This is a genomic window from Mycobacterium sp. NGS17 (assembly GCF_059813205.1).
The window spans coordinates 14,931-38,149 of record NZ_JCALED010000006.1 but is presented as its reverse complement, the minus strand read 5'-3'; the positions used below and the strand labels follow the sequence as shown (position 1 = coordinate 38,149).

Genomic DNA, 23,219 nt, shown 5'->3' with positions numbered 1-23,219 from the left:
GGCTCCGGCGTTTCCGGCCCTCGTGCCTCAGCTGGGGCGGTAAAGCCCCTTCCCGGTGACCAGCGGCAGGTCCAGGGTCGTCACGATGCCCGGCCGCGCGGCGACTACTGCCGGGATCGCGTTGACTACGCGCATCGCGGTGGCCACCAGGCCGGCGTGATTGTGATCGCCCTTACGGCTGCTCAGGCAGACATCCATGGCATACGACGGTTCGCCGGTGATCTCGATGCGGTAGGAACCGCCCTCTTGGGCCGGCTGGGGCCAGTCGGGGCACAGGTCCTCGCGCAGCCGGGTGACGTGTTCCAGGACGACGACGGGATTGCCGTCGACCATGCCGAACACCTCGAAGCGCAGCGCCGCGGCGGTGCCCTTGGCGATATGACCCGAGGCGATGTCGAAGTCCTCGGGGGCTGGTATGCGAACGTGGTCTTGGGTGACCGCGTCGAGCGAAATGCCCAGGCCCGCAGCCATTTGGCGGATCACCGACCCCCACGCCAGGCTGAGCACGCCGGGTTGCAGCAGCATGGGAACCTCGTCCAGCGGCTTGCCGAACCCCATGACGTCGAACATGACCGCGGCGCTGTCGTACGTGGCGTAGTCGACGATCTCCATGCATCGAATCTGCTGAATGCTCTGGCAGGTGCCCGCCAGGGCAAGTGGCAACAGATCGTTGGCGAAGCCGGGATCGATACCGTTGACGTAGAGGCTCGAATTCCCTTCGCGCGCTGCCTCTTCCAAGGGCTTGATGAGTTCCTCGGGGATGACCTGCCACGGATACTGCAAGAACACCGGGCCGCTGCCGACGATGTTGATCCCCGCCGCCAAGACGCGCCGGTAGTCCTCGAGCGCCTCGGGCAGCCGGTTGTCGGCCAGGGCGTTGTACACGGCGCATTGTGGCCCGGTGGCCAGCACGGCATCCAGGTCGGTGCTGGCGAGCACTCCTGTCGAATCGCTAAGCCCCGCAAGCTCGGCCGCGTCCTTGCCGGCCTTGGCGTCCGAGGACACCCAGACGCCTTTCAAGTCGAACTCGGGATTGGTGATGAGCGCCCGCAGAGCGTGGATACCGACGTTGCCGGTGCCCAATTGGACGACGGGGATGGGCATGACTGGCTCCTTAGGTCACAGGTCCGGGACGGGTATGTCGAGGTTGGGGAAGGTGAGACCACCGTCGACCTCGAGCGTCTTGCCGGTCAGGAAGCTGCCGGCGGGGGACGCCAAATAGACTGCGGCAGCGGCAATGTCGACGGGATCGCCGAGGCGCCGCATGGGAGTGGCCTTCTCCATCGGCGCCCGCAGCTCGTCGTTGGAGGCAACCACGTCCAGGGCGGAGGTCAGGATCGACCCCGGCGCGATCGCGTTGACACGGATGCGTGGGCACAGGTCCAGGGCGGTCAGCCGAGTGTAATGCGACAGCGCGGCTTTGGCGGTGCCGTAGGCGGCGAATCCGCGCCCGGCCAGCCTGCCCATGGTCGAGGTGATGTTGATGATGCTGCCGCCGTCGGAGTGCTCCAGCATCAACGGGACCGCGGCCAGCGTCAGCGCGTGGGCCGTGGCGACGTTGAAGGTGAAAGCCTCTTTGAGGTCCTTCGTCGAGGTGGTCAGCAGCGTGTTGGGCATCGTCCCGCCGACGTTGTTGACGACGATGTCTAGTTTCCCGAATGCCTCGACGGCCTTGCCGGCCAGCTCGGCGGTGGACTCGGGATGCGCCAGGTCGGCCGCCACGACGTGGGCCCGCCGTCCGACGGCTCCGACCTGTTCTGCGACGGCTTCTAGTTGTGACTCCGTGCGCGAGGCGATCAGCACATCCGCGCCGGCCTCGGCGAAGGCCAGCGCAATCGCCGCCCCGAGGCCGCGGCCTGCACCGGTGATGACGGCGACTTTGTCGTCGAGACGGAACCTGTCAAGGATCATTGGCGGCCTCTCTTTTTTCGGTGTCAGCCGACACCGTAGCAAGCCGCGCCGTCTCGGATCGGGCATTTCTGGAACACGTTCTACTTTCCCATAAGGACGTGGTGGGCCGGCCCGCAGCGCAGGCATGCGCGCGGGAATCCCGTGCTGGACGACCGGTTCGCGGCGTCGCAAAGCCAGCCAACGCGCTTTGCTGTCGGCGGACGGAGAAACAGGGTTCAGCTTGCGTCCACCCACGGCGCCACCCGGTGCCATCGCGTTAAGCGGTGATCGCCGATCAATTTGCTCAACGTTCACCTTGTTACTGTTAGCTTCGTGGCTGCGAGCCGGGCTGGTCGGGCGCACTGGCTACCGACCGGCGGCGGTCCCGTTTCATCCCAACCGTAAGGAAGCGAATTGAAACTCAACCGATTTGGCGCCGTGCTGAGTGTGCTGAGCGCTGGCGCGCTGGCGTTGTCGGCATGCGGAAGCGATAACAACGGGACCGGCGCGCACGCAACGAGCGGCTCCTCGTCGGGCAGCGGGAGCTGCGGCGGGACGAAGGCCCTCAAGGCCAGCGGCTCGACGGCTCAGGCCAACGCGATGACCCGGTTCGTCAACGCGTTCGAGCAGGCCTGTCCCGGCCAGACGCTGAACTACACCGCCAACGGTTCGGGCGCGGGAATCAGCGAATTCAACGGCAAGCAAACGGATTTCGGTGGTTCGGATTCACCGCTGGCCGCCAGTGAATACGCCGCGGCCCAACAACGTTGCGGGTCGCCGGCGTTGAATCTCCCGGTGGTGTTCGGCCCGATCGCCATCACCTACAACGTCACGGGCCTCAATTCGCTGAGCCTGGACGGCGCCACCGCCGCCAAGATCTTCAACGGCGCGATCGGTACATGGAATGATCCCGCCATCGGAGCGCTCAACCCGGGTGTCACGCTGCCCGCCGAGCCGATTCACGTCGTCTTCCGCAACGACGAATCCGGCACCACCGACAATTTCCAGAAGTACCTCGATGCCGCCGCCAACGGCGCGTGGGGCAAGGGGGCTGGCAAGACGTTCAAGGGCGGTGTCGGCGAGGGAGCAAAGGGCAACGACGGCACCTCGGCTGCGATCAAGGCGACCGAGGGGTCGATCACCTACAACGAATGGTCGTTTGCTCAGGCGCAGAAACTGAACATGGCCAAGATCATCACCCCGGCCGGGCCGGACGCGGTGTCGATCAGCGCCGACTCGGTGGGTAAGACGATTGCTGGAGCCAAGATCGCCGGCCAGGGCAACGACCTTGTGCTGGACACGCTGTCCTTTTATAAGCCGACCCAGGCCGGTTCCTACCCGATCGTGCTGGCCACCTACGAGATCGTCTGCTCGAAGTATCCCGACGCGCAGGTCGGCACGGCGGTCAAGGCGTTCCTGCAAAGCACCATCGGCGCGGGGCAGAACGGCCTGGCCGACAACGGCTACATCCCCATCCCAGACGCGTTCAAGTCGAGGTTGTCTGCTTCCATCAACGCCATCACATAACCTGAAGTGGTCGTGACACGAGGAACCGCAATCAGCTCGTCGACCACGGAGAAACCGGCGCTGACAACGCTGAGTGAACACGTGGGGCGGCGGGCTGATCGACTGTTCAAGTTGACGGCCGCCGCTGCCGGTTCGACGATCGTGGTCGCCATCCTGTTGATCGCGGTATTCCTGTTGCTGCGTGCGGTCCCATCGTTGCGCGTCAACCACGCGAACTTCTTCACCAGCGCCAAATTCAGCACCAGCGACCCGAACAGGCTCGCCTTCGGCATCCGTGACCTGCTGATGGTCACGGTGCTCAGTTCGGTCAGCGCGCTGGTGCTGGCCGTTCCCGTCGCGGTCGGTATCGCGGTGTTCCTCACCCAGTACGCGCCACGGCGGCTGGCGCGGCCCTTCGGCGCGGTGGTGGACCTGCTGGCCGCGGTGCCGTCGATCATCTTCGGGCTGTGGGGGATCTTCGTGCTCGCCCCCCAGATCGAGCCGGTGGCCGCGTTTCTCAACCGTCACCTTGGTTGGCTGTTCCTGTTCAAGCAGGGCAATGTCTCGTTGGCCGGTGGCGGCACCATCTTCACCGCCGGCGTCGTGCTGTCGGTAATGATCCTGCCGATCATCACGTCCGTCTCGCGGGAGGTGTTTCGGCAGACCCCGCACATCCAGATGGAGGCGGCGCAGGCACTCGGCGCCACCAAATGGGAGGTGGTGCGGATGACCGTGCTGCCGTTCGGGCGCAGCGGTGTGATCGCGGCCTCGATGCTGGGGCTGGGCCGCGCGCTGGGCGAGACCGTGGCGGTGCTGATCATCTTGCGTTCGGCCGCCCGCGCGGGTAGTTGGTCGCTGTTCGACGGCGGCTACACGTTCGCCTCGAAGATCGCGTCGGCGGCCGCGGAGTTCAGCGCGCCGCTGCCCACGGGGGCATACATCTCGGCGGGATTCGCGCTGTTCGTCTTGACGTTCGTGGTCAACGCGCTCGCCCGTGCGATCGCCGGCGGCAAGGTCAACGGATGAACCGCAACGTGGAGCGGCGCCCGTGACCGTCGAAGCGTTGGACCGACCGGTCAAGGTGGAGGTGTTCAGGCCGCTGAGCTTCCGGCGCCGGATCACCAACAGCACGGCGACGATCTTCTTCCTCGCTTCGTTCTGCGTTGCGCTGGTGCCGCTGATCTGGGTGTTGTGGATCGTGGTCGAACGAGGCTGGTACGCCGTCACCCGGTCGGGGTGGTGGACCCACTCGCTGCACGGGGTGCTGCCGGAGCAGTTCGCCGGTGGCGTCTACCACGCGCTCTACGGCACGCTGGTACAAGCCGGGGTGGCGGCGGCCATGGCCGTGCCGTTGGGCCTGATGACCGCGGTCTTCCTGGTGGAATACGGATCCGGCCGCTTGGTGCGGCTGACGACGTTCATGGTCGACGTCCTCGCCGGAGTGCCCTCGATCGTGGCGGCGCTGTTCATCTTCAGCCTGTGGATCGCCACCTTGGGCTTTCAGCAGAGTTCGTTCGCGGTATCGCTGGCCCTGGTCCTGCTGATGTTGCCGGTGGTGGTGCGCTCCGCCGAGGAGATGCTGCGGCTGGTGCCCGACGAACTGCGTGAGGCCAGCTACGCGCTCGGTGTGTCGAAATGGAAGACCATCGTGCGGATCGTCTTTCCGATCGCGATGCCCGGCATCGTGTCCGGCATTTTGTTGTCCATCGCGCGGGTGATCGGTGAAACCGCGCCGGTGCTGGTGCTGGTCGGCTACAGCCGATCGATCAATCTCGACATCTTCCACGGCAACATGGCGTCTCTGCCGCTGCTGATCTACACCGAGCTCACCAATCCCGAACACGCCGGATTCCTGCGGATCTGGGGCGCGGCGCTGACGCTGATCATCATGGTCGCCGTCATCAACATCGTTGCGGCGCTGACCCGTTTCGTGGCAACCCGCAGACGCTGACCCGGTCAGGACTTCGACGCCGCCTTTTTGGCCGCTTTTTTGGCCGGCGCTTTCTTGGCGGCCGTCTTTTTCGCGGGGGCCTTTTTCGCCGCGGCCTTCTTCGCGGGCGCCTTGCCGTTGCCGGAACGCGCCTTCACGCTGGCCTCCAGCTTGGCGAGCAGGTCTGATACGTCCTCGGTCTCGTCCAGCTCCTTCGGCTGCTCCTCGGTGGTAAACGCTTCTCCGCCTTCGAGTTTGGCGTCGACCAACTCTTGCAGCTGCTCCTGATAGGTGTCGTGATAGCGATCGGGATTGAAGTCCTCGGCCATCGACTCCACCACCTGGCCGGCCATCTTGAGCTCGGCCGGCTTGATCTCGACCTTCTTGTCCAGGATGGGGAAGTCGGGGTCGCGGATCTCGTCGGGCCACAACAAGGTGTGGATCACCATCACGTCGCGCTTGCCGAAGTCCTTGACGCGCAACGCGGCCAGCCGGGTCTTGTTGCGCAGCGTGAAGTGGACGATCGCCATCCGATCGGCCTCGGCCAGGGTCTTGGCAAGCAGCACATAGGATTTCGACGACTTGGAGTCCGGCTCCAGGAAGTAGCTGCGGTCGAACAGCATCGGATCCACCTCGCTGGCCGGCACGAACTCCAGCACTTCGATCTCGCGGCTGCGTTCCTCGGGCAGGGTGGCGATGTCGTCGTCGGTGATGATCACCATCTGACCGTCGTCGGACTCGTAGGCCCGCGCGATGTCACGGTATTCGACGACTTCGCCGTCCACCTCGCACACGCGTTGGTACCGGATACGGCCGTTGTCCTTGGCGTGTACCTGGTGGAATTTGATGTCGTGGTCCTGGGTGGCGCTGTACACCTTGACGGGGACGTTCACCAGCCCGAACGCGATGGAACCCTTCCAGATCGAGCGCATGCAAGTCAGTATGCCCGGAGGGCCGGTGGCAAAACAGCACGACGAGGCTACGACCGGGGATTGTCCACGTCGGACTCCGGCGATCGAGGTGCGTGGCTAACGACGCGAAGCCGCATCCAGCGCGGCCCGATCCGGCAGGTCGGCTCCCGCGCGAGCGACGGTGAGCGCCGCGCACAGGCTCGCCGCTTCCACCGCGATCGTCAGCGCGTCCACGCTGATTTCGCGCAATTCGGTGCGCCGGTCGCCGCCCAACGACCCCGATTCCCAGAGCGCGTCGAGCAGACCGGCCATGAAGGCGTCGCCGGCGCCGACGGTGTCGACCACGCGCTGCGCCCGCGTCGGTACCCGGGCGGCGCCCGCCGCGCAGAATGCCACCGCGCCCCGGTCGGCCATCGTGATCGCCACGATGGCCGGGCCCAGCCGCAGCCACGTTTGCGCGATCTGCTCGGGGGGCCGCGTGGGGTCGATCCAGCGCAGGTCTTCCTCGCTGACCTTCACCACGTCGCTGCGTTCGACGAGGTGCTCGATGCGCGCGACGGCCAGCCCCCGGTCGGCGATCAGCGACGGCCGCACGTTGGGATCGAAGGTGACCGTGGCCGAGACGCGATAGGCGTCGATCAGCGCCGCGACCGCGAGGCAGCCCGGATCCTGCACGGCGGCAATCGATCCGGTGTGGACGAATAGCGGCGGTGCGACCGGCGGCGTTCCGGAGAGTCGCCAGTCCAGATCGAACACGTACTCGGCGGACCCGTCTTCGGCGATGGTCGACCGCGCGGTCGCCGTGCGCTGGGCCGCCCGGCTTTCCGAAACGAGTTGCACCCCTGCGGCTTCGACATACTCGCTGATGTGCCGGCCATAGGCATCGTCGGCGATCGACGTCAGGAAGTCGATTCCGCGACCCAGTCGGCCAAGCCCGACGGCAACATTGAGCGGGCTGCCGCCGACATGCTCGTCGCTGTCGACGATATCGATCAGCGACTCGCCGATCACCAGCCCGCGGGTCATCGCACCAAGGCATCCAGCGTCGCGCGAGCCCCCTTGCTGTGCAACGAATCCAGCGCCCACAGGTACGACTCGACGAAGCGTGGCTGATGGGCCAGGTCGCAGAACACCGCGGTGATCTCAATGAACGCGGTGGGATTCTCGTGCTGCGACCTGGCGATCGGGATGAGCGAGTCCGCCAGCTGATCCAGCACCTCGTACGGGTTGCCCCACTCGTCGACACCCTCGGCGTAGCGGGCCCAGCTCGCCACCACCGCTGCCGCCAGCCGGACCGGCCCGCCGTGGGCCAGGTTGTCGCAGATGACGGGATACAGAAATTTCGGGATGCGGTCCGACGAGTAGGCGCACAGCCGCGCGACGGTGTCCCGCACGGCCGGGTTGGCAAACCGCTCGACGAGCGTGCGGCCGTACTCATGCAGGTTGATTCCCGGCACCTGCGGGAGCGTCGGAATGGCCTCCGATTCGAAGTAGGCAAGCAGGAATTCGGCGAACAACGGATCGCTTGCGGCCTCGTGAACGAACTTGAACCCGCAGAGGTGGGCGAAGTAGGCAAGGCACTGATGCCCGGCGTTGAGCAGTCGCAGCTTCATCAGCTCGTACGGGCGCACATCGTCGACCAGCAGAACGCCCGCTTGCTCCAGCGGCGGGCGGCCGTCGGCGAAGGAGTCCTCGATCACCCAGGCGGTGAACGGCTCGGCCACGACCGGCCACCGGTCGTTGACGCCGAAGTCGCGTCGCACTTCCGCGGCCATCGCCAAAGTCGTTGCGGGCGTGATGCGGTCGACCATCGAACTCGGAAACCGGGCGTGCTCTGCCACCCACTCGGCCAACTCGGGATCCCGGCGTTCGGCGCCTGCGAGCACGGCACGCCTGGCGACCTCACCGTTGTTCTCGATGTTGTCACAGGAGGCGATCGTCGGCGCGGCGATCCCGCGCCGGCGACGCCGGTCCAACGCCTCGACGATCAACGCGAACGCGGGGCCGTCCGGGTCGCGATAGCCGCCCTCGGTGATGGTCAGCGAGATGATTCGGGTGGTCGGTGCCGCCAGCACGTCCAGCGCCGACTCGGGATCATCGGGCGCGTAACGATAGTCGATGATCGAGCCGATCACCTGGGCGTCGCGGCTACCGTCGGGATTTTCCAGGATCAGCGTGTAGAGCCCGTCCTGACCGTCAAGGACGTCGCGCATCGTCCAGTCGGCGGGCATGACACCCACACCGCAGATGCCCCACTCGTGCGCCAGGCCCTGCTGCAGCAACAGGTTGATGTAGGCGGCCTGATGCGCGCGGTGGAAATGACCGGCCCCGATGTGCGCGATCCCGACGGTCACCCTGCTGCGGTCGTAGTTGGGCGCATCGATCGGCATCGTCGCGAGCGCCGCATTGTTCAGGTCGATTCCGTTGGCCTCCATTGGCCCACTCCTCCCCGCCTCAACGCCCGGATCGTCACCCGGCCCGGGAACCTTCAGCCGCAGACAACAGCAGCACATCCGCGATCGCGCGCCATGAATCGGTGATCGCGACTGCACCCGCATCGACCAATTCCGCACGGCGGCAATCCCGTTCGTCAGGTGGCACGAACATCAGGTTGCCGATGGTGGGGTAGCCGGCCGCCACCGCGGATGTCACGCCGGCCACGGAGTCTTCGATGGCCAGCCCCTGTTCCGGTGCGACGCCCAGTACCTGCCCGGCATGCACGTACACCGCCGGGTCGGGTTTGCTGGTCGGCACCGGAAGCGAATCCTCCGCGCTGAAAGTCACCGCCTCCGATATCAACGAGTCGAGGCCGGTGGCGGCGAAGCAGGCCCGCAGCCGCCCGGTGGCGCTCGAGCTCACGGCCGCGAGCGCGTACCGGTTCGCGAGGCTGCGCAACGGCTCCAGCACCTCCGGATCAGGGGTCAGGGTGCCAGCCAGATGGGCGGTGACCCGCTCACGCTCCTCGCGCACCCACTGCTCGAGCTCGTCGGCGGACAACGCGTTGCCGCCGGCGAGGTCGCCGGCCGAGGCGACCCGTGCTGCGGGACGGCCCCGGGCCAACGTCTCGTCGAGCGGCACTTCGCACTGCACCGCCAGGTCCAGCGCCGTGTTACGGAAATTCTTCCCGACGGCCCGCTTGCGGAGCTCCTCGCAGCTGAGCGGGGCGGTCACGCCGAACCTGGCCAAAAAACGGTTGGTCACCTCGGTCGAGGCGTCGAACGCCGGCCTCTCGGACCCGAACAGGTTGTCATCGGCATCGCACAGCAAGGTCGTGATCGGCGCCGCGTCGAAGGTGCGCACAAAGGTCAGCCCAGTCATCGCGACACCAACTCCCACTCGTCGTTGCGCATCGCATCCCGCAGTGTGGGCACCACGCCGCGCTCGTCGATATCGGAAATCATCGCGCCCAGCCGCTCGGCAAAACCGGGAACCGCGCGTACCTCGGCGAACATCTCGTGTCTGAGCAGCGGATCTGGATTGCTGCGGGCCATATTGGCCAACCTAGCGACCGGAATCGCCTGCGAGTCTTCCAGGCGGAGCTTTCGCCCGTCGAGGTCGTGGCCCCGCATGTAACGGGCCCATCCCGCGACGGCCACCATCAGCAATGTGTGCGGCCTGCCCTGCGCGATCGCCTCCCGCAGCGAGGGCAGCACGAACGTCGCGATCTTGCTGGTTCCGCGCCGGGCCAACCGCGTCAGCTGGTCACTCATCCGGGAATTGCTGAGCCGATCCAGCAACGTGCCCCGGTACTCGGGAGTGTTCATGCCGGGCACCGCGGGCAGCAGCGGCTGAATCTCGTCGCGCAGCAGCTTGTCGACGTAGTCGAAGATGACGCGATCGCGCATCGCTTCGTCGGTGCGCTGGTAGCCGGCCAGGATGGCCAGGCACGCGAGCGCGATATGGGTTCCGTTGAGAAGACGGGTTTTGATCAACTTGTGGTCGCTGACATCGGCGACGAATTCGGCACCGACCTCGTCGAGCGGCGGCCGTCCGTTGCTGAACGAATCCTCGATCACCCATTGGCTGTGTGGCTCGGTCACCACCGGCCATTTGTCCGCGACGCCGAATGTCTGCTCGACGAATGTGCGCTCAGATCTGGTGGTTTGGGGGGTGATGCGATCGACCATGGTCGACGGAAACGCGACGTGCGTCTCGATCCAGCGGGCAAGCCCGGGATCCTTCAAGGCGGCGAACGACACCAGCGCGGTTCTCGCCGGCTGCGTGTCGCCGGGAACGTTGTCGCAGCAGAGCACGGTGAACGGCGCGACGCCCGCGCGACGGCGCCGGTCGAGAGCTTCGGCCAGGTATCCCCACGCGGTGGCGTAGCTGCCGGAGGCGACGAGGTCGGCGCGCACGTCGGGGTGGTCGGCGTCGAATTCGTCGGTGACCGGATTCAGGAAGTATCCGTTGTCGGTGATGGTCAGGCTGACGATGCGGGTTTGCGGATCGGCCAGGGCGCTACGGACCGCCGCGCCGTCGTTCGGCGCGTAATGAACGGAGCCGATCGAGCCGACGACGCGGGCGGTTTGGCGGTCGTGGCCGCGCTGTACGACGGTGTACAGCCCGTCCTGGGCCGAAAGCAGGTGTTTGAGGTCGGGGGAGTGGAGACTGACGCTGGTGACTCCCCAGCGTCCCGAAATGCCCTTGCGGGCCAGGTCGTCGAAGTAGACGGCCTGGTGGGCGCGGTGAAAGTTGCCCGCACCGATGTGGACGACTCCTCGACCGAGGGCCGACCGGTCGTACGTCGGAACGTCGACTCGTTGCGAGTGCAGCCGTAGTGTCGCGTCGCTCAATGGGACGCCGTTTTTTGGACGCCAAGGGGAGGGGATCAGATCGAACATCGTGTTCCTGTGCCCCGAACCGTCCGGAGGTATACCCGCTCGTGGGTCATGTCACAAAACAAACCGACGGTTGCGCGATTAGCGGTGGTCAAAGCGGTTAACACGCGCGAAACGCGTAGGTTGACAACATGGCACCGCGGGTGAAACTGACCAACGCCGACAAGGTGCTCTATCCCGCCACCGGAACCACCAAGAGCGACATCTTCGACTACTACACGCGGATTGCCGAGGTGATGATCCCGCACGTCGCCGGGCGTCCGGCAACGCGCAAGCGCTGGCCCAACGGCGTCGACGAAGAATCGTTCTTCGAGAAACAACTGGCGGCGTCGGCGCCCGACTGGATGCCGCGCGCCAGCGTGACCCACCGATCCGGAACGACGACGTATCCGATCATCGACACCGTCGACGGCCTGGCCTGGATCGCCCAGCAAGCCGCGCTGGAGGTCCACGTGCCGCAGTGGCGCTTCGTCGCCGAGTGGACCCGCAGCCGGGCCGAAGAACTGAAACCGGGCCCGGCGACCCGGCTGGTGTTCGACCTCGATCCCGGCGAAGGCGTCACGATGGCCCAGTTGGCGGAGGTGGCGCGCGCCGTCCGCGAACTGATCGCCGGTATCGGGCTGACCACTTATCCGCTCACCAGCGGCAGCAAGGGCCTGCACCTCTACACGCCGTTGCAGGAGCCGGTGAGCAGCAAGGGCGCGACGGTGTTGGCCAAACGCGTTGCGCAACAACTGGAAAAGACGATGCCCACGCTGGTGACGTCGACCATGACCAAGAGCCTGCGGGCCGGCAAGATCTTTTTGGACTGGAGTCAGAACAACGGCGCCAAGACGACCATCGCGCCGTACTCGCTGCGGGGACGTGAGCAACCCACCGTCGCGGCGCCGCGCACCTGGGAGGAACTCGACGACCCGTCGCTGCGCCAATTGCGTTACGACGAAGTGCTGGACCGGGTCGCCCGCGACGGCGATCTGCTGGCACCGCTGGACGAGGACGCACCGGTGCCGGACCGACTGAGCAAGTACCGCAGCATGCGCGACGCATCGAAAACGCCCGAGCCGGTGCCGGCGTCGAAACCCGTTATAGGGCAGGGGAATAGCTTTGTCATCCAGGAACACCACGCCCGCCGGCTACACTACGACTTCCGGCTGGAACGAGACGGCGTGCTGCTGTCGTGGGCGGTACCGAAGAACCTGCCCGAAACCACCTCGGTGAACCACCTGGCGGTCCACACCGAGGACCATCCGCTGGAATACGGCGGGTTCGAGGGCATCATCCCCAAGGGCGAGTATGGCGCGGGGAAGGTGATCATCTGGGACTCCGGAACCTATGAGGCCGAGAAGTTCCTTGACGACGAAGTCATCGTCAATCTGCGCGGCACCAAGATCTCCGGACGCTATGCCCTGATTCAGACCAACGGGAACCAATGGCTGGCGCACCGGATGAAGGACCAGAACGTCTTTGAGTTCGACACGATCGCCCCCATGCTGGCCACCCACGGTTCCGTGACGGCGCTCAAGGCAGGACAATGGGCGTTCGAGGGCAAATGGGATGGCTACCGGCTTTTGATCGAGGCCGACCACGGCGCCATCCGGGTGCGGTCTCGGCGCGGTCGCGAAGTGACTGGTGAATATCGCGAACTGCATTGGCTGGCAGACGATCTCGCCGAGCACCATGTGATCCTCGACGGTGAGGCAGTGGTCCTGGATTCTTCGGGGGTGCCCAACTTCCACGAGATGCAGAACCGGGGCCGAGGCTCGCGCGTCGAATTCTGGGCGTTCGACGTGTTGTACCTCGACGGGCGCTCGCTGCTGCGGGCCAGCTACCGGGACCGGCGAAAGGTGCTGGAAATGCTCAGCACCGCAACCAATCTCGTCGTTCCAGAGTTGCTGCCCGGAGATGGCGCGCAAGCGCTGGAAGACTCGGGCAAGCGCGGCTGGGAGGGGGTGATCGCCAAGCGGCGCGACTCCACCTACCAGCCCGGCCGGCGCTCGTCGTCGTGGATCAAGGACAAGCACTGGAACACGCAGGAGGTCGTGATCGGCGGCTGGAAGGCGGGGGAGGGCGGACGCACCAGCGGCATCGGCTCACTGCTGCTGGGCATCCCCACCGCCGACGGCCTGCATTTCGCGGGACGCGTCGGCACCGGGTTCACCGAACGCGACCTGGCCAACCTGAAAAAGACGCTGGCGCCGCTGCACACCGGTCAATCCCCGTTTCACCCACCGCTGCCCCGCAGCGAAGCCCGGGGCGTGACGTATGTGGAGCCGATCCTGGTCGGGGAGGTGCGCTACAGCGAGTGGACCCCGGACAACCGGCTGCGTCAATCGAGTTGGCGGGGGCTGCGGCCGGACAAGGAAGCGAGTGAGGTGGTGCGGGAGTGAAATGGGTTACCTACCAAGGTGATGACGGCGAGCGCGTCGGGGTCGTCTCCGGCGACACCATCTATGCGATGCCGCCGGGAACGACGCTGCTCGACCTGATCGCGCGCGGCTCCGAGGGATTGCGAGAGGCCGGGGAGGAGGCGCGGCGCTCCCCGTCGGCCACGGTGCGTCTCGCCGATGCTCGACTGCGGGCGCCCATTCCGCGTCCGCCTACGATCCGGGATTCCCTGTGCTTCCTCGACCACATGCGCAACTGCCAAGCCGCGCTGGGTGCCGGGCGCCTGCTCGCCGACACCTGGTATCGCATCCCCGCGTTCTACTTCGCCTGTCCGACAACAGTTTTGGGGCCGTACGACGACGCGCCGACGGCACCCGGAAGCGCTTGGCAGGACTTCGAGTTGGAGATCGCCGCGGTGATCGGAACGGGCGGCAAGGATCTCACCGTCGAGCAGGCCGAACAGGCGATCATCGGCTACACCATCTTCAACGACTGGTCCGCGCGCGACCTGCAGCAGATGGAAAGCCAGCTGGGCATCGGACAGGGCAAGGGCAAGGACAGCGGGGTGACGTTGGGCCCCTACCTCGTGACCCCCGACGAGCTCGAGCCGTACCGCCACGGCGCCAAACTCGACCTCCAGGTCACCGCATTGGTCAACGACAACGTCATCGGCTCGGGGTCCACCGCCCAGATGGACTGGACCTTCGGCGAAGTCATCTCCTACGCCTCGCGCGGCGTCACCCTCAATCCCGGCGACGTCATCGGCTCAGGGACGGTGCCCACCTGCACACTGGTCGAACACCTCAATCCCGCTGCGCTGGAATCGTTTCCCGGCTGGCTGCACGACGGCGACATCGTCACGCTGCGCGTCGAGGGGCTGGGGGAGACCCGGCAAACCGTCCGCGCCAGCAGCGCGCCACACGCGTTGGCCGCCCGACCCAATCCGGACGCCGCACCCGCCGCGCGGCGGGTCAACCGCGCGCCGGCGAAGGTGCCGTACACCCGCGGGCTGCATCGGGTCGCCGACCGCGTGTGGGCGTGGACGTTGCCGGATGGTGGCTACGGGTGGAGCAACGCCGGACTGATCGCCGGCGAGGGCGCATCCTTGTTGGTGGACACCCTCTTCGATTTGGCATTGACGCGCGAAATGCTCACCGCGATGCGGTCCATCACCGGGTCGGCGCCCATCACCGACGCTGTGATCACCCATTCCAACGGCGACCACACCCACGGCAACCAACTGCTGGACGCCTCGGTGCGCATCATCGCGGCGCAGGGCACCGCCGAGGAGATCGAGCACGGGATGGCGCCCGAGATGCTGGCCATGGCGCAAACCGCCAACCTCGGGCCGGTGGCCACCCCGTACACGCGAGAGCGCTTCGGGCACTTCGACTTCAGCAACATCACGTTGCGCAACGCCGACCAGACCTTCGAGCGCAGCCTGCGCGTCGACGTCGGCGGGCGACGGGTCGACGTGCTGAACCTGGGTCCCGCGCACACCGCCGCCGATTCGGTGGTGCACGTGCCCGATGCGGGCGTCCTGTTCGGCGGCGACCTGCTGTTCATCGGCTGCACGCCCATCGTGTGGGCGGGACCCATCGGCAACTGGGTCGCGGCGTGCGACGCGATGATCGCGCTGGACGCGCCGACCGTGGTCCCCGGACACGGCCCGGTAACCGATCCCGACGGAATCCGCGCGGTGCGTGGCTACCTCGTGCACGTGGCCGAACAGGCCGAGGCGGCATACCGCCGGGGGCTGTCGTGGGCCGAGGCCGCCGACACCATCGACCTCGGCGAGTACGCGACCTGGCTGGACGCCGAGCGGGTGGTCGTCAACGTCTACCAGCGATACCGCGAACTAGACCCGCAGACACCGCAATTGGAGGTCATGGCCCTGCTGGTGATGCAGGCCGAATGGCTGGCCAAACGATCCGCGTGATCACTCGGCGGCTAGGGCCGCACCGCCCTGACGAAGCTGATCGTGGCGGCGGGAACCTGGTGCTCGACGGGCCCCAGTTGCGGTAGCCCCGCGGCGGAAAACAGGTCGGCGAGCCGAAATGTGCTGGCATCCCATCCGTTTGCCGCCAGGTGCGCGGCGACGTCGGTGTGCTCGCCCGGGTAGGCCAAACCGGCGATGTCCAGATCGAGCCCCTGCCGTCGCCACCCCTCGGTCGCGAGCCGGGACTGTTCGCGCCCCTCCGGGGTCGCCGGGGCGACGGTCCCGAAGTCGGCGGCGAACCGGCTGCCCTCACTGGACAGCGGAATGATGGAGTCCAGCAACCGAACTTCGGCCTCGGGCGGAAGGAACCCGATCAACACTCCTTCGGCCAGCCACGCCGTCGCCTGCGCCGGGTCAAAGCCCGCCGCCTGCAAAGCCGCCGGCCAGTCCTCACGCAGATCGATACCCACCGTGCGGAGTTCGGCGGTCGGGGCGGCGCCGATCTCGGCCAGCGTCGCCGTCTTGAACGCGATCACCTCCGGCTGGTCGATCTCGTACACCGTCGTGCCGGCCGGCCAACGCAGCCGGTAGGCCCGCGAATCCAGACCCGATGCCACGATCACCACCTGGCGCAGGCCGGCCTGACCGGCTGCGGCGAAGTAGTCGTCGTAAAACCGGGCCCGGGCGGCGAATGTGTCTACCATCCGCGAAAATTTGACGCCGTTCTCGAGCTCGTCTGAATCGAGTTCGCCGGTCGCCAGCTTGGTGAACACGTCCAGCCCGACGGCGCGCACCAGCGGCTCGGCGAACTCGTCGGTGATCACCGGTTGTGGGCGTCTGGTGGCCGCCGCGCGGGCCGCGGCCACCATGGTGGCGGTGGCGCCCACGCTGTTGGCCAGGTCCCAGGTATCGCCTTCGGTTCGTGCCATGGCTTCTCCTTCGATGCGGTCGCAACCACGGTATGCCTCCTGGGTGAATTGCGTCGTCCCCTACGGTTCCCCTATGCCCGCAGTGACACTGGAACCTCTCGAAGACGAGATCGCCTGCATCACCTTCAACCGGCCGGAGCGCCTCAACGCCATCGATGGGTCGTTGATCGACGGCGTCCACGAGGCCCTGGATGTGCTGGACCAAGGCGAGTACCGGGTGGCGATCCTGACCGGGGCCGGGCGCGGGTTCTGCGCCGGCGCGGATTTGAGCGGCACCGGTCAGGCGTGGACGAAGAACAAGCCGACCACCCCGGCGTTCAAGGTCAATTACGACGCCCAGGTTCGGTTGGCCAACCTGTACACCCGGATCTACGAGATGGACGTTCCGGTGATCGGCGCGGTCAACGGTGTCGCCGTAGGGGGTGGCCTGGCGTTCGCGTTGGTCTGCGATATCCGCGTCGCCTCCGAGCAGGCCCGATTCGGTTCGGTGTTCATCAAGGCGGGCTTCTCGTCGATGGACATGGGCACCAGCTACCTGCTGCCCAAGATCGTCGGCGCCGGGGTGGCGCGCGAACTCATGCTCACCGGTCGCATCATCGACGCGGCCGAGGCCTATCGGATCAAGCTGGTGCACGAGGTCGTCGCCCCCGATGATCTGATGCCGGCCGCGGTCAAGCTGGCGCGCTCGATCGCCGAGAACAACGCATATGGCGTGTGGCAGACCAAGATTGGCCTCAACGCCGCCCTGGACGCCCCCAGCCTGCGCCACGCCATCGAGATCGAGAACCGCACCCAGATCCTGAGCGGCTTCACGAACAACCCGGTGGAGGCGGCCATGGCGCACCGGGAAAAACGCGCACCGAAATGGGATGTGCTGTGAGAGTTACAGTTTCGCGATGACGTTCTCGGCGAACATCTCCAGATTGCGGATCTTGCTGTCCAGCGGCTCGGTGTCGTTGCCCTTGACGTAGGGGATGCGGAATCCGACGATGACGTCGGTGACGCCCTTGTCCTCGAGCCGTTTGATGCCGTCCGCGGTGTAGGCGTCGGCCGAGATGACGTGGATCTCGAACGGCCCGGTCTTGCCTGCTTCTTCGCGGAACTTGGTGAGCTTGGCCAGCAGGTGGTCGAGTTCCTCGGGGTCGCCGCCGCCGTGCATCCAGCCATCCAGGCGTGCCGCACGCCGCAGTGCCGCGTCGGCGTGCCCGCCGATCAGAATCGGGACGGGTTTGGTGGGGGCCGGGGTCATCTTGGTCTTGGGGATGTCGTAAAACTCGCCATGGAATTCGAAGTACTCACCAGTGGTGAGCCCCTGAATGATTTCGATGCATTCGTCCATCCGCTTGCCGCGCCTGGCGAACGGCACACCCAGCAGCTCGTAATCCTCGGGCCACGGGCTGGTGCCGACTCCGAAACCCACCCGGTTGTCGGTCATCGCGGCCAGCGAGCCGATTTGCTTGGCCACCAACGCCGGTGGCCGGATGGGCAGCTTGAGCACGAAGAAGTTGAAGCGCAGCTTGGTGGTCACCGCGCCCAACGCCGAAGTCAGCACGAAGGTTTCGATGAACTCCTTGCCGTCCAGGAACTCGCGGTTGCCGTCCGGGGTATAGGGGTACTTCGAGTCGGATTCGAAGGGGTAGGCGATGCTGTCGGCGATCGTCATGGCGTCGTAGCCGGCCGCCTCGGCCGCCTGAGCCAGCGGGATGTAGTACTTAAAGTCCGTCATCGCCTCTGCGTAGGTAAACCGCACGTCATCTGCCTTCCTGAAGGGGTCGTCTTCCGACATTAGAACGTGTTCTAGTTTCAGCACAACCGCGAAATGGGCGCGACGACGCCGGGCCGCCGGCTCGAGCAGGTTTGCGCTAGAGCTGGTTCTCGGGACCGATGACAGCCCACACCGTCTTGCCGAACGAGGTGGGTGTGCTGCCCCAGGCTCGGGACAACGCCTCGACGATCGCCAGCCCGGACACGTCGATGCCTTTTTTCGGCGAGGGCAGTCGCACCGCGGGCGTGTTGCTCGCATCCGACACCGCGATGGTCGCGGCGTCGCCTTGCGCCTCGATTCGCACCGCCGGGACGCTCGCGGTGTGTTCCAGCACGTTCTCCACGAATACGTTGACCACCACCAGCGCCACCGGAATGAGCTTGGACTGCGACCAGGCGGTAAGCCATTCACGAACCAGGCGCCGCGATTCGCGCAGGCTGGTCAGGTCGGCGGGCAGCTGAATGTCGGCGCGGCGCACCGGGCGACGTCTGTTCTGGCCGAGCGCTTTGAGCGCGGCCTTCTCGCTCGAGTAGATGGGCATGAAGTGGCTGACACCGCTACGGGTGATCGCGTCGCGGGCCGCGCGGTCGGTGCAGACCAGCAGAATCGGGATGTGGGGCGCGTCGCCGAGCTGCCAATACGCGCCCATGAAGGCGGACCATGCGGATTCGGTGTGAACCTTGAGCCCGGAAACGTTGACGATCACGGCCGCCGCGTCGTCCAGTGTGGCCTTGAGGATGCGGTCGCGAAGCGGGGTTTCGTGGGCGGCATCAAGTTCGCCGTCGACGGTCAGAACGGCAACCGAGTTATCCGTCCGCATTGCCACGGCCACCGGGGTCATTCCAGCTCGGTCCTGGTGTCCGTTTTCATTTCCCGCTCCTCGCATTCCGCCGGGACGATTGCTTGAGTATCCGCTCTCAGCGGCAAAAGTCTAATCGGGGCGCCGGCGGCCAAATACCGCCCGAAACCGCACGCGGCGATTGGGACCCGGCAAATCCGTACCCACAAGCTCGCAACGAAACCACCATGTGGCCCTCCACCGTGGGAAGTCGACCATCACTCCACGCGCCATGGGGCCCAACGCCCGGCACGCGCTTTGTTCGGGGTTACCACGCCGCGATTGCCGCCAAACTTTTAGGTACGTCCGGTGGCCGGTGCGTTAACCAGTGCAAAGGCACTGGCTCGGCCGGCGTGCGGACGCGCAGATCGGCTCAGTGGTTGCTCAGGGCGTAGGGGGGAACGCCCACTCCGGCAACCGAGTGCGTCCCCCACGGTGTTCTTTCGACGATGCGGGCCGCCGCGCTGCACTCTCCGACGGTCAGCGTGCCGGTTCTCGCCTGCTTGAGGATCTCGCGGGACAGCGGTTCCGACTCGGAACCAAACACCGTTCCCTGCCAGTGGTAGCGGCCGTCGATCGGGTCCAGATGACCGGTCAGCCGGACCCGCACCGGGTGACGGGTGCCGGCGATTTCCAGCGTGGCGGCGCCGTCGTAGGTTTCTTCGCCGGCGGGCACGCTGGCCGAGAGTTCGAAGGCCGACGCCACCGGGGGCGGCTCGGCGGCATGCAACTGAGCCCGCTCATTGAACACCTGCTGGCTACTGGCGCGTACCTCGATGCGGCCACTGACGTTGCGCCGCATGGCTTTCAGGCATTCGGCGATGTAGCGCGCCTGCGCGTCCGGGTCGGGTCCGGTGATGAAGAAGTAGTTGGGAAACCCGCGAACGGCCACCCCGTAGAAAGGCTCCATGCCGTCGTGCCAGGCGCGGCGGATCGGCAGCCCGGCCGCGCCGACCAGCGTCTCATCGGCGACGTCCTGCGGAATGCAGAATCCGGTCCCGTAGATGATGGCGTCGACCCGGTGGTCGGCGCCATCGCTGGTGCGCACCCCCGTCTCGATCAGCGCCTCGATGGCCGACGAGGCGATCGCGACAGAGGGCCGGCCGGCCGTCCGAATGTGGCGGCGCAGCCAGCGCTGGGCCCGCGTGGACCACGCCGGCACCTCGCTGACGACGCGGCGCGGCGCGTGGGGGAACACGGTGACCGATGCGGCTGTGCGGGCCAGCCGGTCGATGTGATGCCCGGCGCTGGCGTCGGTCCCGACCACCGCGATGTGCTTGCCGGACGGATCGAATCCGGGATCCCACGCCGCGGCGTGAAACGACTCCCCGCCGAACCGCCCGGATATGCGCGGCAGCCACGGTCGCTGGACCGGACGGTCAGCGGCGACGACGATGTCGGCCCGCAAGACCTCCCCACCGGCCGTGGTCAACAACCAGGTGTCGGTGACGTCGTCGAAGCGTGACCTCTCGACATGGTCGTCGAGGGCGACGAGATCGGTGAAACCGGCTGCCAACAAGGCGGTTTGGGCGTTCTCACCGCGGGCGCCCGCGCCGACGACGACGATATGACGGCGGTGCTCGGCGCGGTCATGCGGCTGCGTCACAGAAATCTGCTGCGCTTCCAGCCGCGGCGGGCGATCGAGCCCATCAAGCCGACTTCGGTCAAAAACGCCGCCAGTGGCGCGAAGCCGGCGACCTGCACCTCGCGCCGGTGCGGACTGGAGCGCGCGACCTTTCGGGCCCGCCTGGGGTCCAGACCCGCTCGCGCGTAAGGAACGGGGTTGCTGAACAGGTAGTTGAAGAAGTAGCCGCCCAGGCCGTTGATGTTGGCCATGAACCAGCGGTTGATCCGGGGCATTTCGACCACGCGCTTGCGGGCGCCGTCGCGCGCGAACTGGATGTGACGCGCCTCTTCGGTGACGTGAATACGCATGAGCCGCTGGATGATTGGCTGCAATTCCGGGTCGTCCATCATCTGCCGCTGCAGCGAATCGAAGATCTCCTCACCGATCAGGGCGGCCACCCAGAGCATCGAGCCGCGCTGAAAGGCCAATGGCAGCAGGTTGATGATCATCCGGTGCGACCGCCGCGGGCGTACCGGCTTGGCGCCGACGCGTTCGATGGCCTTGCCGAACATCACCATGTGCCGGGTCTCGTCGCCCAGTTCGGTGAGCTTGTAATGCGTCGACTTGCTTGTCGGGTCCTCGTGCAAGATCGTGCGCAGCAACGATTGGTTGAGCATGTTCTCGAACCAGATCCCGGCCGACAAGGTGTTGACCAGTTCGTGGCGGGACAGCTCGATTTGCTGCTCGCGGGTCATCTCGTCCCACATCGGCGTGCCGTAGAGCGACACCAGCCGCGGCGGCAGGTAGAACTTGTCCGGGTCGAGCGGGGCGTCCCAGTCGATGTCGACGACGGGCTCATAAGACTTTTTGACCGAGCCCTTCAGCAGGCGGTCGGAGAATTCTTCACGACTGGGCCCTACCGGCTTGACCGCTGAGGTCATTGCGCCGCTCCCTCCATTGGGTGCTTCAGACGGTACCCATGGTACTGGGTACTTGCGGTCCCGGCTAGATGCTGAACGTTGCGATTCGGCAATCTGTCGGGCAACGGGCGGCGGGAGGCGACGAGTGGGTCGGCACATTCACGTCATCGGCATCGGTGCCGGCGATCCCGCCTATTTGACCGTGCAGGCGATCGAGGCGCTGAACGACACCCAGGTGTTCTTCGCGATGGACAAGGGCGAGCAGAAGAGCGACCTGGTGGCGCTGCGCCGCGAGATCTGCGGCCGCTTCATCCGCGAGCCGGGCTACCGCTTCGTCGAGCTGTCGGACCCGAAGCGGACAGTCGATGCCGACTACCGGGACGCGGTCGCGGATTGGCACGCCGCCCGCGCGGCCATCTGGGCCGACGCCATCTCCACCGAGCTGGGACCGCATGGCGTCGGGGCGTTTCTGGCGTGGGGCGATCCGTCGCTGTATGACAGCACCTTGCGCATCCTCGACGCCGTGGCCGCGCGGGTCGACTTCACGTTCGACGTCATCCCGGGCATCACCGCCGTGCAGGCGCTGACCGCGCGACACCGCATCCCGCTCAACGAGGTCGGCGAACCCGTTCTGATCACCACCGGAAGGCAACTGCGCAGCCGCGGGCCGGCTCCCGGATCCGCCGTCGTGATGCTCGACGCCGACTGCTCGTTCCGTCTCTGTCCGCCCGACACGCGGATCTGGTGGGGCGCCTATCTGGGCACCGAGGACGAACTGCTCGTCGCGGGCACCGTCGGCGAGGTGGGGTCCCGCATCGTTTCGCTGCGAGCCGAAGCCCGCGCCCGGCACGGCTGGATCATGGACACCTATTTGCTTAGACCGGCACACTGAAACCGTGCCCGAACTACCCGAGATCGAAGCGCTGGTCGACCACCTGCGGCGCCGTGCCGTCGGCCTGACCATCGGCCGGGTCGACATCGCCGCCCTGTCCGTGTTGAAGACGTTCGACCCGCCGATCAGCGCGCTGCACGGCCAGACCGTGGTGGGGGCCGAGCGGTGGGGCAAATACCTCGGGTTGCGGACGGACAATCTCTATTTGATCGCGCACCTGTCGCGGGCTGGCTGGCTGCGGTGGTCGGACAACCTGGCCGCGGCGCCGCTGCGGCCCGGCAAGGGCCCGATCGCGCTTCGGGTGCACCTGGGTACGCCCGGTGCGGCGCCCGGCTTCGACCTCACCGAGGCAGGCACCCAGAAGCGGCTGGCCGTGTGGCTGGTGGCCGATCCGCAGCAGATCCCACAGATCGCCGGCCTCGGGCCGGACGCGCTGGACCTGGACATGGGTGCGCTGGGCGATCGGTTGGCCGGTCACACCGGCCGGATCAAAACGGTCATCACCGACCAGAAGGTGATCGCCGGGATCGGCAACGCCTACAGCGACGAGATCCTGCACGTCGCCCGCATTTCGCCATTCGCCACCGCGAACAAGCTGACCGGCGCCCAGCTCGCCACGCTGCACGATGCGATGGTCTCGGTGCTCACCGATGCGGTGAGCCGGTCCGTCGGGCAGGGGGCGGCCACGCTCAAGGGCGAGAAGCGTTCCGGATTGCGGGTGCACGCCCGCACCGGATTGCCCTGTCCGGTATGCGGGGACACCGTTCGCGAAGTGTCGTTCGCCGACAAGTCTTTTCAATACTGCCCAACGTGCCAGACGGGTGGCAAGGTCCTCGCCGACCGGCGCATGTCGCGTTTGCTGAAGTAGTCGCGCGACCGCGAGTTGACACCTGTCGATATGCTGCCCCG

Annotated in this window: 20 protein-coding genes and 1 pseudogene; 9 read left to right on the top strand and 12 right to left on the bottom strand. The window is 66.5% G+C overall.

Annotated features, from left to right (window positions below; genetic code table 11):
* Positions 1-27 precede the first annotated feature (27 nt).
* Together AC5Y7E_RS14495 and AC5Y7E_RS14490 are read right to left on the bottom strand one after the other, a co-directional pair.
* Positions 28-1,104 carry an NAD(P)H-dependent amine dehydrogenase family protein gene (locus tag AC5Y7E_RS14495; RefSeq protein ID WP_499949550.1) on the bottom strand — a complete coding sequence of 359 codons (1,077 nt, stop codon included), beginning with the start codon at positions 1,102-1,104 and terminating at the stop codon, positions 28-30.
* Positions 1,105-1,119: 15 nt separating this feature from the next.
* Complete coding sequence (locus AC5Y7E_RS14490) at positions 1,120-1,911, bottom strand: SDR family oxidoreductase (RefSeq protein ID WP_499918510.1); 792 nt, start codon at positions 1,909-1,911, stop codon at positions 1,120-1,122.
* A 393-nt stretch (positions 1,912-2,304) separates the two neighbouring features.
* On the opposite strand from AC5Y7E_RS14490, the gene pstS reads away from it, so the two are divergent.
* Genes pstS through pstA form a run of 3 tightly spaced genes read left to right on the top strand, consistent with a single transcriptional unit; the run spans position 2,305 to position 5,347 of the window.
* Complete coding sequence (pstS, locus tag AC5Y7E_RS14485; protein ID WP_499949549.1) at positions 2,305-3,417, top strand: phosphate ABC transporter substrate-binding protein PstS; 1,113 nt, start codon at positions 2,305-2,307, stop codon at positions 3,415-3,417.
* A 30-nt stretch (positions 3,418-3,447) separates the two neighbouring features.
* Complete coding sequence (gene pstC, locus AC5Y7E_RS14480) at positions 3,448-4,422, top strand: phosphate ABC transporter permease subunit PstC (protein WP_499919013.1); 975 nt, start codon at positions 3,448-3,450, stop codon at positions 4,420-4,422.
* Positions 4,423-4,444: 22 nt separating this feature from the next.
* Positions 4,445-5,347 (top strand): phosphate ABC transporter permease PstA, encoded by a 903-nt coding sequence (gene pstA / locus AC5Y7E_RS14475; protein WP_499918508.1) that lies wholly within the window; start codon positions 4,445-4,447, stop codon positions 5,345-5,347.
* A 5-nt stretch (positions 5,348-5,352) separates the two neighbouring features.
* On the opposite strand, the gene ku is transcribed toward pstA, so the two are convergent.
* The 5 genes from ku to AC5Y7E_RS14450 all read right to left on the bottom strand — a co-directional run bounded on the left by ku (position 5,353) and on the right by AC5Y7E_RS14450 (position 11,078).
* Positions 5,353-6,258 (bottom strand): non-homologous end joining protein Ku, encoded by a 906-nt coding sequence (ku, locus tag AC5Y7E_RS14470; RefSeq protein ID WP_499949548.1) that lies wholly within the window; start codon positions 6,256-6,258, stop codon positions 5,353-5,355.
* 96 nt (positions 6,259-6,354) lie between these two features.
* The gene (locus tag AC5Y7E_RS14465; RefSeq protein ID WP_499949546.1) at positions 6,355-7,263 is read right to left on the bottom strand and encodes a carbohydrate kinase family protein; all 909 of its coding nucleotides are present in this window, start codon (positions 7,261-7,263) and stop codon (positions 6,355-6,357) included.
* Positions 7,260-8,672, bottom strand: a complete 1,413-nt coding sequence (locus tag AC5Y7E_RS14460; protein ID WP_499949545.1) for a mannitol dehydrogenase family protein — start codon at positions 8,670-8,672, stop codon at positions 7,260-7,262. The genes AC5Y7E_RS14465 and AC5Y7E_RS14460 overlap by 4 nt, the downstream gene beginning before the upstream one ends.
* Before the next feature lie 34 nt (positions 8,673-8,706).
* Positions 8,707-9,555, bottom strand: coding sequence for an HAD family hydrolase (locus AC5Y7E_RS14455; protein ID WP_499949544.1), 849 nt, complete (start codon positions 9,553-9,555; stop codon positions 8,707-8,709).
* Positions 9,552-11,078 (bottom strand): mannitol dehydrogenase family protein, encoded by a 1,527-nt coding sequence (locus AC5Y7E_RS14450; RefSeq protein WP_499949543.1) that lies wholly within the window; start codon positions 11,076-11,078, stop codon positions 9,552-9,554. The genes AC5Y7E_RS14455 and AC5Y7E_RS14450 overlap by 4 nt, the downstream gene beginning before the upstream one ends.
* A 128-nt stretch (positions 11,079-11,206) precedes the next feature.
* On the opposite strand from AC5Y7E_RS14450, the gene AC5Y7E_RS14445 reads away from it, so the two are divergent.
* Together AC5Y7E_RS14445 and AC5Y7E_RS14440 are read left to right on the top strand one after the other, a co-directional pair.
* On the top strand, positions 11,207-13,462 hold the full coding sequence (locus AC5Y7E_RS14445; protein WP_499949541.1) for an ATP-dependent DNA ligase: 2,256 nt from the start codon (positions 11,207-11,209) through the stop codon (positions 13,460-13,462).
* Positions 13,459-15,399: a fumarylacetoacetate hydrolase family protein gene (locus AC5Y7E_RS14440; RefSeq protein WP_499949540.1), complete on the top strand. Its 1,941-nt coding sequence runs from the start codon at positions 13,459-13,461 to the stop codon at positions 15,397-15,399. The genes AC5Y7E_RS14445 and AC5Y7E_RS14440 overlap by 4 nt, the downstream gene beginning before the upstream one ends.
* 11 nt (positions 15,400-15,410) lie before the next feature.
* On the opposite strand, the gene AC5Y7E_RS14435 is transcribed toward AC5Y7E_RS14440, so the two are convergent.
* Positions 15,411-16,328, bottom strand: a complete 918-nt coding sequence (locus AC5Y7E_RS14435; RefSeq protein WP_499949539.1) for an SAM-dependent methyltransferase — start codon at positions 16,326-16,328, stop codon at positions 15,411-15,413.
* A 73-nt stretch (positions 16,329-16,401) separates the two neighbouring features.
* On the opposite strand from AC5Y7E_RS14435, the gene AC5Y7E_RS14430 reads away from it, so the two are divergent.
* Positions 16,402-17,208, top strand: a complete 807-nt coding sequence (locus AC5Y7E_RS14430) for an enoyl-CoA hydratase/isomerase family protein (RefSeq protein ID WP_499949537.1) — start codon at positions 16,402-16,404, stop codon at positions 17,206-17,208.
* Positions 17,209-17,211: 3 nt separating this feature from the next.
* On the opposite strand, the gene AC5Y7E_RS14425 is transcribed toward AC5Y7E_RS14430, so the two are convergent.
* The 4 genes from AC5Y7E_RS14425 to AC5Y7E_RS14410 all read right to left on the bottom strand — a co-directional run bounded on the left by AC5Y7E_RS14425 (position 17,212) and on the right by AC5Y7E_RS14410 (position 21,439).
* Complete coding sequence (locus AC5Y7E_RS14425; protein WP_499949536.1) at positions 17,212-18,078, bottom strand: LLM class flavin-dependent oxidoreductase; 867 nt, start codon at positions 18,076-18,078, stop codon at positions 17,212-17,214.
* A gap of 112 nt (positions 18,079-18,190) precedes the next feature.
* Positions 18,191-18,934: an STAS domain-containing protein gene (locus AC5Y7E_RS14420; RefSeq protein WP_499949535.1), complete on the bottom strand. Its 744-nt coding sequence runs from the start codon at positions 18,932-18,934 to the stop codon at positions 18,191-18,193.
* A 370-nt stretch (positions 18,935-19,304) separates the two neighbouring features.
* A complete protein-coding gene (locus AC5Y7E_RS14415) occupies positions 19,305-20,288 on the bottom strand; it encodes a DUF4873 domain-containing protein (RefSeq protein ID WP_499949755.1) in 984 nt (327 codons plus the stop codon).
* Positions 20,289-20,533: 245 nt separating this feature from the next.
* On the bottom strand, positions 20,534-21,439 hold the full coding sequence (locus AC5Y7E_RS14410) for an AurF N-oxygenase family protein (protein WP_499949534.1): 906 nt from the start codon (positions 21,437-21,439) through the stop codon (positions 20,534-20,536).
* Between the two features lie 124 nt (positions 21,440-21,563).
* Here AC5Y7E_RS14410 and cobF point away from each other — a divergent pair, with 124 nt between their 5' ends.
* The 3 genes and pseudogenes from cobF to AC5Y7E_RS14395 all read left to right on the top strand — a co-directional run bounded on the left by cobF (position 21,564) and on the right by AC5Y7E_RS14395 (position 23,178).
* Positions 21,564-22,310 (top strand): precorrin-6A synthase (deacetylating), encoded by a 747-nt coding sequence (gene cobF, locus AC5Y7E_RS14405; RefSeq protein ID WP_499949532.1) that lies wholly within the window; start codon positions 21,564-21,566, stop codon positions 22,308-22,310.
* 4 nt (positions 22,311-22,314) lie between these two features.
* Positions 22,315-22,557, top strand: a pseudogene (locus tag AC5Y7E_RS14400) (DNA-formamidopyrimidine glycosylase family protein); the annotation flags it as partial.
* A 153-nt stretch (positions 22,558-22,710) separates the two neighbouring features.
* Entirely contained in the window at positions 22,711-23,178 is a 468-nt protein-coding gene (locus tag AC5Y7E_RS14395) for a zinc finger domain-containing protein (protein WP_499949754.1), read from the top strand.
* The last annotated feature ends 41 nt before the right edge of the window (positions 23,179-23,219 follow it).

Coding starts and splice junctions, on each gene's coding strand:
- AC5Y7E_RS14410 (WP_499949534.1), bottom strand. CDS start 21,439: ATGACCTCAGCGGTCAAGCCGGTAGGGCCCAGTCGTGAAGAATTCTCC.
- AC5Y7E_RS14435 (WP_499949539.1), bottom strand. CDS start 16,328: ATGGCACGAACCGAAGGCGATACCTGGGACCTGGCCAACAGCGTGGGC.
- ku (WP_499949548.1), bottom strand. CDS start 6,258: ATGCGCTCGATCTGGAAGGGTTCCATCGCGTTCGGGCTGGTGAACGTC.
- AC5Y7E_RS14445 (WP_499949541.1), top strand. CDS start 11,207: ATGGCACCGCGGGTGAAACTGACCAACGCCGACAAGGTGCTCTATCCC.
- AC5Y7E_RS14495 (WP_499949550.1), bottom strand. CDS start 1,104: ATGCCCATCCCCGTCGTCCAATTGGGCACCGGCAACGTCGGTATCCAC.
- AC5Y7E_RS14490 (WP_499918510.1), bottom strand. CDS start 1,911: ATGATCCTTGACAGGTTCCGTCTCGACGACAAAGTCGCCGTCATCACC.
- AC5Y7E_RS14460 (WP_499949545.1), bottom strand. CDS start 8,672: ATGGAGGCCAACGGAATCGACCTGAACAATGCGGCGCTCGCGACGATG.
- AC5Y7E_RS14455 (WP_499949544.1), bottom strand. CDS start 9,555: ATGACTGGGCTGACCTTTGTGCGCACCTTCGACGCGGCGCCGATCACG.
- AC5Y7E_RS14450 (WP_499949543.1), bottom strand. CDS start 11,078: ATGTTCGATCTGATCCCCTCCCCTTGGCGTCCAAAAAACGGCGTCCCA.
- AC5Y7E_RS14465 (WP_499949546.1), bottom strand. CDS start 7,263: ATGACCCGCGGGCTGGTGATCGGCGAGTCGCTGATCGATATCGTCGAC.
- AC5Y7E_RS14420 (WP_499949535.1), bottom strand. CDS start 18,934: ATGACCCCGGTGGCCGTGGCAATGCGGACGGATAACTCGGTTGCCGTT.
- AC5Y7E_RS14430 (WP_499949537.1), top strand. CDS start 16,402: ATGCCCGCAGTGACACTGGAACCTCTCGAAGACGAGATCGCCTGCATC.